Source organism: Mesorhizobium sp. P3_A9, from assembly GCF_056402975.1.
Map to the genome: position 1 here is coordinate 1 of NZ_JBFUGJ010000186.1, position 11,748 is coordinate 11,748.

16 protein-coding genes are annotated in these 11,748 nt (G+C 62.8%); 9 read left to right on the forward strand and 7 right to left on the reverse strand.

Annotated elements, in window-relative coordinates:
- Positions 1–233 precede the first annotated feature (233 nt).
- The gene (locus tag AC1DX0_RS22225) at positions 234–1,157 is read left to right on the forward strand and encodes an SMP-30/gluconolactonase/LRE family protein (protein ID WP_477221796.1); all 924 of its coding nucleotides are present in this window, start codon (positions 234–236) and stop codon (positions 1,155–1,157) included.
- Between the two features lie 39 nt (positions 1,158–1,196).
- Here AC1DX0_RS22225 and AC1DX0_RS22230 read toward each other — a convergent pair whose 3' ends face one another.
- On the reverse strand, positions 1,197–2,114 hold the full coding sequence (locus AC1DX0_RS22230; protein WP_477221797.1) for a polyprenyl synthetase family protein: 918 nt from the start codon (positions 2,112–2,114) through the stop codon (positions 1,197–1,199).
- 78 nt (positions 2,115–2,192) lie between these two features.
- Between AC1DX0_RS22230 and AC1DX0_RS22235 the strand changes: the two genes are divergently transcribed.
- The 3 genes from AC1DX0_RS22235 (at position 2,193) to AC1DX0_RS22245 (ending at position 4,173) form a co-directional block, all read left to right on the forward strand.
- Complete coding sequence (locus AC1DX0_RS22235; RefSeq protein ID WP_477221798.1) at positions 2,193–2,954, forward strand: biosynthetic peptidoglycan transglycosylase; 762 nt, start codon at positions 2,193–2,195, stop codon at positions 2,952–2,954.
- Positions 2,955–3,268: 314 nt separating this feature from the next.
- Positions 3,269–3,451 carry a 50S ribosomal protein L32 gene (rpmF, locus tag AC1DX0_RS22240; RefSeq protein ID WP_008834724.1) on the forward strand — a complete coding sequence of 61 codons (183 nt, stop codon included), beginning with the start codon at positions 3,269–3,271 and terminating at the stop codon, positions 3,449–3,451.
- 320 nt (positions 3,452–3,771) lie between these two features.
- Positions 3,772–4,173, forward strand: coding sequence for a hypothetical protein (locus AC1DX0_RS22245; RefSeq protein WP_477221799.1), 402 nt, complete (start codon positions 3,772–3,774; stop codon positions 4,171–4,173).
- 110 nt (positions 4,174–4,283) lie between these two features.
- Here AC1DX0_RS22245 and AC1DX0_RS22250 read toward each other — a convergent pair whose 3' ends face one another.
- The 3 genes from AC1DX0_RS22250 to AC1DX0_RS22260 all read right to left on the reverse strand — a co-directional run bounded on the left by AC1DX0_RS22250 (position 4,284) and on the right by AC1DX0_RS22260 (position 5,712).
- A complete protein-coding gene (locus tag AC1DX0_RS22250; protein WP_477221800.1) occupies positions 4,284–4,715 on the reverse strand; it encodes a GlcG/HbpS family heme-binding protein in 432 nt (143 codons plus the stop codon).
- Between the two features lie 166 nt (positions 4,716–4,881).
- A complete protein-coding gene (locus AC1DX0_RS22255; RefSeq protein ID WP_477221801.1) occupies positions 4,882–5,115 on the reverse strand; it encodes a hypothetical protein in 234 nt (77 codons plus the stop codon).
- A gap of 75 nt (positions 5,116–5,190) precedes the next feature.
- Positions 5,191–5,712, reverse strand: coding sequence for a winged helix-turn-helix transcriptional regulator (locus AC1DX0_RS22260; RefSeq protein ID WP_477221802.1), 522 nt, complete (start codon positions 5,710–5,712; stop codon positions 5,191–5,193).
- Positions 5,713–5,806: 94 nt separating this feature from the next.
- Here AC1DX0_RS22260 and AC1DX0_RS22265 point away from each other — a divergent pair, with 94 nt between their 5' ends.
- The 4 genes from AC1DX0_RS22265 (at position 5,807) to AC1DX0_RS22280 (ending at position 8,238) form a co-directional block, all read left to right on the forward strand.
- Positions 5,807–6,643 carry an alpha/beta fold hydrolase gene (locus tag AC1DX0_RS22265; RefSeq protein WP_477221803.1) on the forward strand — a complete coding sequence of 279 codons (837 nt, stop codon included), beginning with the start codon at positions 5,807–5,809 and terminating at the stop codon, positions 6,641–6,643.
- Positions 6,644–6,764: 121 nt separating this feature from the next.
- Positions 6,765–7,421: a glutathione S-transferase family protein gene (locus AC1DX0_RS22270; protein ID WP_477221804.1), complete on the forward strand. Its 657-nt coding sequence runs from the start codon at positions 6,765–6,767 to the stop codon at positions 7,419–7,421.
- A gap of 5 nt (positions 7,422–7,426) precedes the next feature.
- A complete protein-coding gene (locus AC1DX0_RS22275; protein ID WP_096451040.1) occupies positions 7,427–7,762 on the forward strand; it encodes an ArsR/SmtB family transcription factor in 336 nt (111 codons plus the stop codon).
- 11 nt (positions 7,763–7,773) lie between these two features.
- Positions 7,774–8,238, forward strand: coding sequence for an SRPBCC family protein (locus AC1DX0_RS22280; RefSeq protein WP_477221805.1), 465 nt, complete (start codon positions 7,774–7,776; stop codon positions 8,236–8,238).
- A 35-nt stretch (positions 8,239–8,273) separates the two neighbouring features.
- On the opposite strand, the gene AC1DX0_RS22285 is transcribed toward AC1DX0_RS22280, so the two are convergent.
- The 3 genes from AC1DX0_RS22285 to AC1DX0_RS22295 all read right to left on the reverse strand — a co-directional run bounded on the left by AC1DX0_RS22285 (position 8,274) and on the right by AC1DX0_RS22295 (position 10,101).
- Positions 8,274–8,537 carry an ArsR/SmtB family transcription factor gene (locus AC1DX0_RS22285; RefSeq protein ID WP_027041916.1) on the reverse strand — a complete coding sequence of 88 codons (264 nt, stop codon included), beginning with the start codon at positions 8,535–8,537 and terminating at the stop codon, positions 8,274–8,276.
- Between the two features lie 31 nt (positions 8,538–8,568).
- Positions 8,569–9,816 carry an MFS transporter gene (locus AC1DX0_RS22290; protein ID WP_477221806.1) on the reverse strand — a complete coding sequence of 416 codons (1,248 nt, stop codon included), beginning with the start codon at positions 9,814–9,816 and terminating at the stop codon, positions 8,569–8,571.
- A 90-nt stretch (positions 9,817–9,906) separates the two neighbouring features.
- On the reverse strand, positions 9,907–10,101 hold the full coding sequence (locus AC1DX0_RS22295; RefSeq protein WP_027059123.1) for a DUF1192 domain-containing protein: 195 nt from the start codon (positions 10,099–10,101) through the stop codon (positions 9,907–9,909).
- 122 nt (positions 10,102–10,223) lie between these two features.
- Here AC1DX0_RS22295 and AC1DX0_RS22300 point away from each other — a divergent pair, with 122 nt between their 5' ends.
- Positions 10,224–11,234: an NAD(P)H-quinone oxidoreductase gene (locus tag AC1DX0_RS22300; RefSeq protein ID WP_477221807.1), complete on the forward strand. Its 1,011-nt coding sequence runs from the start codon at positions 10,224–10,226 to the stop codon at positions 11,232–11,234.
- Positions 11,235–11,748: the final 514 nt, after the last annotated feature.

Genomic DNA, 11,748 nt, shown 5'->3' on the forward strand with positions numbered 1-11,748 from the left:
GATCTCGCCCTCTTGAACGTCGAGCGAGACCGATTTCAGCGCCATGGTGCCGCCGAAGTGCTTGGTGATGTCGATGAACTCGATGAGCTTGGGTCGCATTTTCTGGCCTCCTCCCAAGCCAAACAATCGGACTGAACTGCGACCAATGTTATCGCTAACATTTTTGCACGTCAAGTCTTGAAAACTGCTCCCCGCGAAGGCTAACGATAGGCCGGTTTCATGGAGGACAAGGCATGTTCGGAGACATAGAGGGCGCAGGCTTCGAGGTTCTCGATGAGCGTTTCGAGAGCTGTTTCGTCGGCCATGTGGCGGTCGAGCGGCTGTGGACGGGCGGGCGCTGGCTGGAGGGCCCGGCATGGTTCGCGGCCGGGCGGTATCTGGTGTTTTCGGACATCCCGAACGACCGCGTCATGCGCTACGACGACACCAATGGCGTGGTCTCGGTGTTCCGCTCGCCGTCCAGCAATGCCAACGGCAACACCGTCGACACCGAGGGGCGGCTGGTGACCTGCGAGCACCGGGCGCGGCGCGTCACCCGCACCGAGCATGACGGGTCAATCACCGTCATCGCCGACAGTTTCGAGGGCAAACGGCTGAATTCGCCCAATGACGTGGTGGTACGATCGGACGGCACGGTGTGGTTTTCCGATCCGCCCTACGGCATCGCGACCGACTATGAGGGCGACCGCGCTGAGCAGGAGATCGAGGGCTGCCACGTCTACCGCGCCGACCCTGCAACGGGCGCGGTGACACGCGTCGTCTCGACGATGGCGAAGCCCAACGGCCTCGCCTTTTCGCCGGACGAGACCATCCTCTATGTCGGTGACACCGGTGTCACACACCAGAAGGACGGACCCAGACACATCCGCAAGTTCGCCGTCGAGGGCGCCTCACTGAAAGAACTCGGCGTCTTCGCCCCCTGCACGGCCGGGCTGTTCGACGGGTTCAGGGTGGATATGTCAGGCCGGGTATGGGCAGGTGCCGGAGACGGCGTCCATTGCTTCGATGCCGACGGCACGCTGATCGGCAAGATCCGCATTCCGGAGACGGTGGCGAACCTGACCTTTGGCGGCCCGAAGCGCAACCGCCTGTTCATCACGGCACGGCAGTCGCTCTATTCGGTCTTCGTCGTGGCGAATGCCGCGGGGCGGGGGTAAACCTGCCTGCCTTGCCAGGCCGGTTGTTCGAACCTCAACTCAGCTCTTGCGGGTGGCGATGAAGGTCGCGGCTTCCTTCAGCAGCGCTGCCTTGTCGCCATAGGGTTCGAGCAGCGCGTGCGCTTGGTCAACGAGGCCGTGAAGCTGGCTGCGCGCCCAGTTCACGCCGTGCAGCGCCACCAGCGTTCCCTTGCCGGCGGCGGCGTCCTTGCCGGTCGCCTTGCCCATCTGGCTGGTGTCGGCGGTCAGGTCGAGCAGGTCGTCGGCAAGCTGGAAGGCAAGGCCGATCGCGGAGCCGAATTCGGCCAGTCTTTCGCGGTCTTCGGCCGAAGCGCCGGCGATGATGGCGCCCGCTTCGCAGGCGAAGCGGATCAGCGCGCCGGTCTTCATCGCCTGCAGCCTTATGATGCCGGACTCGTCGGGCGGTGTCTGTTCGGCTTCGAGGTCGAGCTTCTGGCCGCCGACCATGCCGCCGGCGCCTGCGGCGCGGGCAAGCGCCAGCACCAATGCCGCTCGTCGCTCGGCCGGCAGCACGGTCGCCTCGCCGGCGATGATGTCGAAGGCCAGCGTCAGCAAGGCGTCGCCGGCCAGGATGGCTGTCGCTTCGTCGAATGCCTTGTGCACGGTCGGCTGGCCGCGGCGCAGGTCATCGTCGTCCATCGCCGGCAAATCGTCATGGATCAGCGAATAGCAGTGCACGCATTCAAGTGCGGCCGCGACGCGTAGCGCGGCTTCGCCATCGGCGGAAAACAGGGCAGCACTTTCCATGACCAGGAAGGGACGAAGGCGCTTGCCGCCGTTCAGCACGCCATGCCGCATCGCCGACATCAGCCGCTCGGGTCGCGCGATCTCGCCCGACAGCGGGCGGTCGTCGAGCAACCGCCGCAGCAGCACCTCGACGGCGGCCGCCCGCCTGATGAGCGCCATTTCGAACGCCATTTCGTCGTCATTCGTCATGGCCGGGAGCGGTAGCCGACACTCAGACGTTGCGCAAGAAGGCAAGCGCCATTATGCCGGAGCAGGCAGATATACGGGTTGGGCGGCTTGGCGGAACCGATCGTCGATCATGAAACCGAAGAGCTGGACATGGCGACGAGATCGCGCGGCGTGAACCGCCGCAGTCTCAGGCGCTGGGTCCGGCGCGGCATTGTCGTGGCCGCCGTGCTGGCATTGATCCCGACAGTGCTGACCTTTCTTTACCTGCCGTCCTTCGTGCATCCGGTGTCGACGCTGATGCTGAAGGACCTGGCGACCTTCTCCGGCTATGACCGGCGCTGGGTGTCGATCGACGATGTCGCGCCGGTATTGGCCCATTCGGTCATCATGTCGGAGGATGGGCAGTTCTGCTTCCACCGCGGCGTCGATCTCGGTGAATTGCGCGGCGTCGTCGACGATGCGCTGGCCGGCGAGGCGACGCGCGGTGCCTCGACCATCACCATGCAGACGGTGAAGAACCTTTTTCTCTGGTCGCGCCCACTAGGCACCGTGCGCAAGGTCGTCGAACTGCCGCTGGCGGTCTATTTCGACGCGGTGATGTCGAAACGCCGCATCATGGAAATCTATCTCAACATCGCCGAATGGGGGCCGGGCATCTATGGCATTGAGGCCGCGGCACAGCATCATTTCGGCATTTCGGCAAAACAACTGTCGCGCCGGCAGGCGGCACTGCTTGCCGTCACCTTGCCCAATCCGATCGCCCGCAATCCGGCAAAACCCGGCCCGGGCTTGAGAAGGTTGGCCAATCTGATCGAGCGCAGGGCTGGCCGCTCTGGCGCCTATGTCGGCTGTCTCGAGTAGGTGTGTCGATGTTCAGGTGATGCCGGCCTGCAAACGGTGGATATCTGCGCTTCCCCGTTTCTACTGCGTCGCAGTAGAACTGAGCTCACGTACGAAAAGTACGCTCCGCTCCGGTTCTCGCTATCCATCGCTTTCGGCTTGGCCTGACCTGAACCTCGATACACCCTAACCTAGCCAACTCAAAAAAGTTCGAGGTAGCGCTGGCCAAAACGGCACAGGGCGTGTATAGGCACCCGACTTTCTCAGATTTAGGCCCCGACATGGCCCTTTCACGAGGGCGGGCGGGGCTTTTGACCATGTAGTGGAGCATATCCATGGCCGTTCCGAAACGCAAAACTTCTCCGTCCAAGCGCGGCATGCGCCGCTCGGCCGACGCCCTTAAGGCCCCGACCTATGTCGAGGACAAGAATTCCGGCGAAATGCGCCGCCCGCACCACATCGACCTGAAGACCGGCATGTATCGCGGTCGCCAGGTGCTGACCCCCAAGGAAAGCTGAGACCAGCTTTTCCCAAGGTTTGAGTTATAAAAAAGACCGGCCTCTGGCCGGTCTTTTTGCGTTTGGCGGCCCAATGGCTCGCTGCCGAAACTCGGCCAGTCATCACCGTCTCTCCAAGCCTCTGCCATTGATGCCTGCGGCCTCTGTTTGGCAGTCGACCACGCCGGGCCAAATGCCGAGCCGGAGCCATGTCAGCCGGGTAACCGGCTGACATGGTTGTTGCATCCGGTCTTCGACCGTGTAGGCGGCTTTTTACGAAAAATCTTGACGGCGTGCCCGTGGCGCATTCTACAGAAGGTGCCCCCATATGGAGACGCCAGATGTTCGGTGCCGTCCCGCTTTTGATCGTGCCTTTCATTCTCTACAATCTCGGCCTGCTCGGAATTTTCGGCGGCGGTGACGATCCGTGGGCGAGCGAGATCTTGTCGTTCCGCATGATGTCGGGCGGGGTGTTTTCGATGACGCTCGGCGATCTGATGATCCTGATCGGGCTGATCTTCCTGTTCGCCGAAATGGTGAAGTCAGCGCGCACGACCAGCGCCTCGATCATGGATCATCTCCTGTCGACGCTGGTCTTCGTCGCCTTCCTGGTCGAATTCCTGCTGGTCAAGGGCGCGGCGCACTCGATCTTCTTCACGCTGATGATCATCGCGCTGTTCGATGTGCTGGCCGGGTTCGCCGTGTCGATGCGGTCGGCGAGCCGGGACATCAACGTCAACTAGATCATTTCACCGTTTCACGGAAACGGCGAACTGCTCTAACTCTTTGTTTTGATGCAATTCCGGACGGAAAACCGCACACACTTTTCCTGGAATTGCTCTAGACTAAGGGCTCAGCCCGGATCGGCGGTGAAGCCGGCGGCCTCGATGCCGGCTATAGCCGCCGCCTCGTCATTGTCCGACGTGTCGCCTGATATGCCGACGGCGCCGATGATGGCGCCGGCCTTGTCGCGGATCAGCACGCCGCCGACGACCGGCAGCACGCGTCCGCCCGACACGTCGGAAATGCCGGCGACCAGATGCGGACGCTCCTTGGCTAAGGCCTCCACCTTGCGCGAGCCCATGCCGATGGCCAGCGCGCCATAGGCCTTGCCCGCCGACATTTGCGGGCGCAGGAACGAGGCGCCGTCCTGGCGCTGGAAGGCGACCAGATGGCCGCCGGCGTCGAGCACCGAGACGCCCAACGGCTTGAGCTTGAGATCGGCGCCTTTGGCGAAGGCGGCATCGATGATTTGCCTGGCTTTTTCGAGCGGCAGTGCGGTCATGGCAATCTCCTGTTGAAAGAGGCAATCATCGACGGCAGGCCGGCCGAAGCAATCCCGGTTTCGGTAGAAATTGCTTCTTGTGAAGCGGTGGGATGAAGGGCGGCTGTCTGTATGGCGCCGTCGGGCGGCGACAGGCGAGCTGCTCGGGTTACCGGAGAGCGGCGCGTTATTTCTTCTTGGCGCGGGCAGGCTTCTTGGCGGGCGCTGCCGGCGCGTTGGCGAGGTCGTCGGCTTCCTTGGCGAGGCGGAGCGCCCGCAGCTTGTCGGTCTTGGCCTTGCGGGCGTCGCTCTCTGCGGCATATTCCGCCATTGCCTTCTGGCGGACGGTCGCCGCTTCTTCCTGCTTCTTGAAGCGCAGATCTGCGCGCGCGCGGGCAGCATCCCGAGAGTTCTCAACCAAGACCTTATCCAATCCCGTGAATTGTGGTTTCGCTTGTTCTAGCAGAGCCGGCCTCTCAGCGGGAAAAATAGTTGGTTACGCAGCCGGGCTGGCGCTGAGAGCCTTGCTGGCGACCACGGCTTCATAGGCAGCTCGCAGGGTTGCGCGCACGGACGGGCCGGATGCCGTATCGAGCGGCGTACCCAGATGCTCATGGCGCAACTCGTCCATGAATTTCTCCCACAGTGGCGGTCCGCCCTTTTCCAGAAGCTCGGCGCGGATCGAGAGTTCCTCGCTGGTCGGCAGCCAGACCCGGCCCCAGGCGCCGAGATGGGCCAGGATCGGCACCAGCGTGATGGCCATCTCGGTCAGGCTGTAGATCGCCTTCTGCTTGTGTGAGGGGTCGTCGGCCTTGGTCAGCATGCCCAATTCCATCAGCCGTTTCAGCCGGTCGGCAAGGATGTTGGAGGCAATGCGTTCCATCGATCCGTTGAGCAGTTCGCGGAAATGGCGCCTGCCGCCGAAAATCATGTCGCGCAGGATGATCAGGCTCCAGCGGTCGCCGAACACCTCCAACGACAGGTTGATCGGACAGCCGGACCGGCGATCGAGGCTCATTCGATTCTCTCCACAAAAAACCGGTTGCATTATCGTATCGGTTTTATTATCGTGCAACCGATTGCAAAATGCAATCGGTTAAGGAGGCACTGTGATGACCGCGATTAATCGTCCCGAGATCATATCCGAAGCTTTCGGCGACCCGGCAAATCCCCCGCTGCTGCTGATCATGGGCGCGATGGCCTCGATGCTGTGGTGGCCGGAGGCATTTTGCCGGGAGCTGGCGGATGCCGGCCTGTACGTGATCCGCTACGACAATCGCGACACCGGCCGCTCAACCAAATATCCGCCGGGCAAGCCGCCCTACACATTCGACGACATGGCGGACGATGCGATCGGTGTGCTCGACAGCCATGGCATCGGCAGGGCGCATGTCGCCGGCATGTCGATGGGTGGGATGATCGCGCAACTTGTGGCGCTCAAGCATCCTTCCCGCGTCGCGTCGCTGGCCGTGATCAGCAGTTCACCGGTGGGAATGGACACCTCGCATCTGCCGCAGACGATCGACGCCTATATCGAGCATTCGGCCGAGGGTGGTGATGTCGACTGGTCGGACCGCCGCCAGGTGATCGACTTCATGGTCAGGGATGCCAGGGCGATCGCCAGCACCGCGCACCCGTTCGACGAGGCCGGGATGAGAGCCTTCATCGAACAGGATTACGACCGCTCCGGCGGGTTCCTGAGCGCAACCAATCATTTTTCGCTCAAGGGCGGTGATGACTGGAAGGGCCGCTTGCCAGAGATGGCGGCGCCGCTGCTGGTCATCCACGGCACATCAGATCCGATCTTTCCGGTCGAACACGGCGAGATGCTGGCCGAGACTGTCGCCGGCGCGAAACTTCTTCGCGTCGCAGGCGGCGGCCATGAGTTGCATCCGCAAGACTGGCCGGCGCTGGAAGCAGCCATCGTCGCGCATATCAGGTCCAATTAAGTCTTCGCCGGTAGGCCTTGACGGGCAAGGCTCATCGCAATAGTTAAGGAAATACTTCAGTGTTGACTTTGGCGACGCACAGCACCCGCCCATCGATGAACCAGAAACAGACGAGCACAGAATGTCCCTGACGCTGCATTTCCATCCGCTGGCCTCCTTCTGCTGGAAGCCGCTGATCGCGCTCTACGAGAATGGTACGGCCTTCAATCCGGTCATTGTCGATCTCGGCGACGAGCAATCGCGCGCGGCCTTCCTGAAGATATCGCCGACCGGAAAGATGCCGGCGCTGCGTGACGATGCGCGCGACCGCACGGTGCTGGAATCGACCATCGTCGTGGAATATCTGGCCGCGCACTATCCGGGGCCGGTCGAGCTCGTTCCCGCCGACATCGACCTGGCGCTGACGGTCCGCCAGGCCGACCGCTTCTATGATTTCTATGTGCAGGAGCCGATGCAGAAGATCGTCGGCGACCGGCTGCGGCCGCAGGACAAGACCGATCCGTTCGGTGTCGATCAGGCGCGGGGCCAACTGCGCAATTCCTACGCCATCATCGAAAAGGAGATGCAGTCGAGGATTTGGGCGGTGAGCGATGCCTTCACCATGGCCGATTGCGCGGCATCGCCCGCGCTCTTCTACGCCAATAAGGTCGAGCCGTTCGGCGACAAATATCCAGCCGTGAAGCGCTATCACGACCGGCTGCTGCAGCGCCCCGCTTTCGCCAGGGTGATCGAGGAGGCGCAGCCCTACTTCAAGTTCTTCCCCTACAATAACGGCTGACCGCGATGCTGCACGATCCCGCCCAGCTCGACCTGATGTTCCAGGCGCTTGCCGATCCGGCACGGCGGCAGATGGTCGACCGGCTGTCGCGCGGCCCCGCTTCGGTCAGCCAACTGGCCGAGCCGCTGGCGATGTCGCTGTCGGCCGTCGTCCAGCATCTCAACGTGCTGGAGGCGAGCGGCCTGGTGCGCTCGGAAAAACTGGGGCGCGTGCGCACCTGCCAGATCGAGCCGAAGGCGCTGAGGGCGGCCGAGCACTGGATCAATGAGCGGCGTCTCGCCTGGGAGCGCCGGCTGGATCGGCTCGGCGATTTCCTGGCGCAAACCAAAGACGAAACATGAAGGAGGCTTCAGTGAGCCAACGATCCGTCGTCCATTCCACCTTTGTCGTCGAGCGCTTCTATCCGGCGGCGCCAGCAAGGGTCTTCTTTGCGTTCAGCAGCCCAGATGCCAAACGGCGCTGGTTCGTGGATCCCCACGACCCGATGCCCAGCCGGCATGAAATGGACTTCCGTGTCGGCGGCAAGGAGGTCAATGCCGGATGCCCGAGCGATGGGCAGATGCATTTCTTCAACGCGGTCTATCAGGACATCGTGCCGGACCAGCGCATCGTCTACAGCTATGAGCTGCTGTTTGGTGAAACCCGCGTCTCTGTGTCGCTGGCGACGATCGAGCTTGTGGCGGAAGCAGGGGGCACGCGGCTGGTGATGACGGAACAGGGCGCCTTCTTCGATGGTCACGACACCTCAGCCACGCGTGAGCATGGAACGGGTGAACTGCTCGATGGGCTCGGCGCCTTCCTGAAAGTACAAGCCTGACCATCGTGGCGATGTTGATGATAAGGGCGAGTGAATCAGGCTTCCCAGAATTGATCGAGCCAGATGTTGAGTTTCAGGAAGCCGGAATTGCTTACTGTATAGACACGCCGCGTGCCTTCAGCCTTGGCGTTGACCAGTCCGGCGTCGAGCAACACTTTCAGATGCTGTGAAACGGCCGGGCGTGAGACTGGCAAACCGGCGGCCAACTCGTTGACGGTTTTCGGGCCGCGTCGAAGTTCTTCCAGAAGATGGCGCCGATTGGGGTCGGCGATCGCCATGAAGGCGTCGGAAAACATCATCCCTCATTTGTGAGGCAAAGTTTTTCGAATCTCAACTGTTTGCTTCTGCTTTTCTTCTTGGGTCAAGCCGCAATGCTTCGGGGGTCACGGAGCGGTCGGCTGGTTGCGTCTTGAACGCATCGCGATCGCCGATCGGCACCGGAGCGCGGCGGCTGATGCGCAGCAGCGTGTAGCCGGCGAGGCAGAGATGCGCGAAGGCGGTCGCCAGGAAGAGGCCCTCCGGGCGCATCCAGCCCATCAGCGCCGCCGCCAGCAAAGGCCCGATCATGGTGCCGAAGCCGTAAAGCAGCAGCAGTCCGCCCGATACCTTGACGAAGTCCTCCGACCGCGCGTGGTCGTTGGCATGTGCCACGGCGATCGAATAGAGCGTGTAGGCGAAAGCGCCGTAGGCGGCGGTCAAGACAATGACGAAGACGGCTGAGCGCGGTTCGAACAGGAAGATCAAGAGCGCGACCAACGCCCCGCCAAAGGCGGCACCGGCCAGCACGTAACGTCTGTCGGTCTTGTCGGACAGGCGCCCGGCCGGCAGTTGCATGGCCGCGCCGGCAACGACCACAAGGCTCATCATCAGGGCGATCTCGGGCGTGGAAATGCCGATGCGCGCACCGTAGACGGCACCCAGCGTGCCCCAGGCGCCGTTGGCGATGCCGACCAACAGGCAAGCGACCGCCGACACCGGCGAGTTGGCGTAGAGCCCTTTGACGTCGAGCTTGACGTCCTGCAGCGGTTTGGGATGCGAGGCCGTCGAAACGGCGGTCGGGATCAGCGACAGGCAGAACAGGATGCCGGTGATCATGAACAGCGACGCCGATTTCACGTCGCCGCCGGCGACGATCATCTGGCCGCCCATGATCGAGGCATAGGTCACCATCATATAGAGGCCGAAGACGGTGCCGCGGTTCTCGTTGGTGGCTTTCTCGTTCAGCCAGCTTTCGATGACCATGAAGGCGCCGGCCATGGTGAAGCCTGTGAAGGCTCGCAACAGGATCCAGACATATTCATCGATGATCAGCCCGGTGAGCAGCGCCACGATGGCACCGGACGCGGCAAAGGCGCCGAAGGCGCGCACATGTCCTGCGCGGCGCACAAGGCGCGGCGCGAAGAAGCAGCCGGTGACGAAGCCGCCTGCCCAGGCCGTACCCATCAGGCCGAGCGACGCGGTCGAGAAGCCCTCCAACTGGCCGCGCAGGGGCAACAGCAGCCCATGCAGACCCGATGCCGCCAGCAGGAAGGCCGTGCCGCGAAGCAGGGAGAGGATCGGCCTGTAGGATGCGAGCATTTTTTGATCCGGCTGGACTCTGGAAGGGATGGCAGGTCTGAAGACAGTCGCATTCGGGCTTTTCGGCGGCGCGCCGCTCCGCCCGCCTGCCTATCCGCGGCGGAACAGCGCCTCGGCGGCCGATTTGGTGTTGTCCTTGGCCTTGAGCTCCGCCTCCAGCCGGGTGATTTCGTCGCGCAGGATGCCGATACGCTCGGAGAGTTCGCCGACGGAGAGCAGCGACAGGTCCTGCCCGATTTCGTGCGGACGCGCTTTCTTCTTGGGTTCGTCGTCGAAGATCGCCATCGTTGCTCCTCCTCCGCCACACCAGATTGGCCATTTGCCTGATTTGGCAATGAGCATACATAGGGCAGGGGCGTCGATGCAAACAGCCGGTAAGAATGCGGCGAGGAAAGACGGAAAACTTCATGGCGAGCGGACAGAAAATTCCGGCAACGATGACGGCGATCGCGATTTCGGAGCCGGGCGGTCCACGGGTGCTGAAACCGGAAACGCGCGATGTGCCGCAGCCCGGCCCCGGCGAAATCCTGATCAAGGTGCACGCCGCCGGTGTCAACCGGCCCGACGTACAGCAGCGCAAGGGCGCTTATCCGCCGCCGCCCGGCGCATCGGACCTGCCGGGCCTCGAAGTGTCGGGCGAAGTGGCGGCCCTTGGCGACGAGATATCGCGCTGGCGCATTGGCGACCGGGTCTGCGCGCTGACCCCGGGCGGCGGCTATGCCGAGTATGTCAAGGTTCATACCGGCAGCGTGCTGCCGCTGCCGGCCGGCTTCACCCACACGGAGGCCGCGGCGGTGCCGGAAAACTATTTCACCGTCTGGCACAATGTGTTCGAGCGCGGCGGCCTGACGAAGGGTGAGACGCTGCTGGTGCATGGCGGCTCGTCCGGCATCGGCACCACGGCAATCCAACTGGCTTCCGCCTTCGGCGCCTATGTGATCACCACCGCCGGCAGCAAGGAGAAATGCGACGCCTGCCTGAAGATCGGCGCCGACCGCGCGATCAACTATCGCGAAGAGGATTTCGTCAAGGCGGTCAAGGAGGCGACGGACGGCAAGGGCGCCAATGTCATCCTCGACATGGTCGGCGGCGACTATGTCCAGCGCAATTGTGAGGCGGCAGCGGTTGAAGGACGCATCGTGCAGATTGCCGTCCAGGCCGGTGCCGTCGCCAGCGCAGACTTTTCCAAGATCATGGTCAAGCGGCTGACCCATACGGGTTCGACGCTGCGGCCGCGCACCGTCGAGTTCAAGGCGGCGATCGCGTCGGCGCTGGAGGCGCAGGTCTGGCCGTTGCTCGGCACGCGCAAGGTGGCACCTGTCATGGATATGATTTACCCGCTCTCGGATGCCTGGCGCGCGCATGAGCGGATGGAAGAGGGCGATCATATCGGCAAGATCGTGCTCGACGTCGGCTAATTCCTCGACGCTGGGGATTTGACCGGTTAGAGGCCTGTTGGCAGCCAAGTTTCATCGTTCGTTTCGGTGGACCCGTCTTGAACATGAAGGATTGGCCGGGGGCCTCTCCAATGTCGTCATCCTGGACGGAGCAGCCGCGAAGCGGCGTCGCGGAGACCCTGGGATCCATGCCGCGACCGCTGTCGAGGAATGCAGCGGTGCAGAATTTTGCACCGTAGCGGCACTTTGAAGTCACGGCATGGATCCTATGGTCTGCGCCGCGTCGCTTCGCTCCTTGCTCCGCCATAGGATTGTTTGAGAAGGATCGGGTAGTTTGGCGGCCGGGACTGCGGCCCATCACAGCCAGCAGTCCCGGCGGCAGGCGACCGCCCTTAGGACCGGGTAACACCCGACGTCATCATGGTCCCTGCCGTCTTTGTCCGCCATCGCTTGGAGAGTTGATTGGCCGCTGGCTTGCGCCACGCCCGCAAACAATCCGAAGCCTTAGAAGGATACCACCAGCATGGCCTTCTTG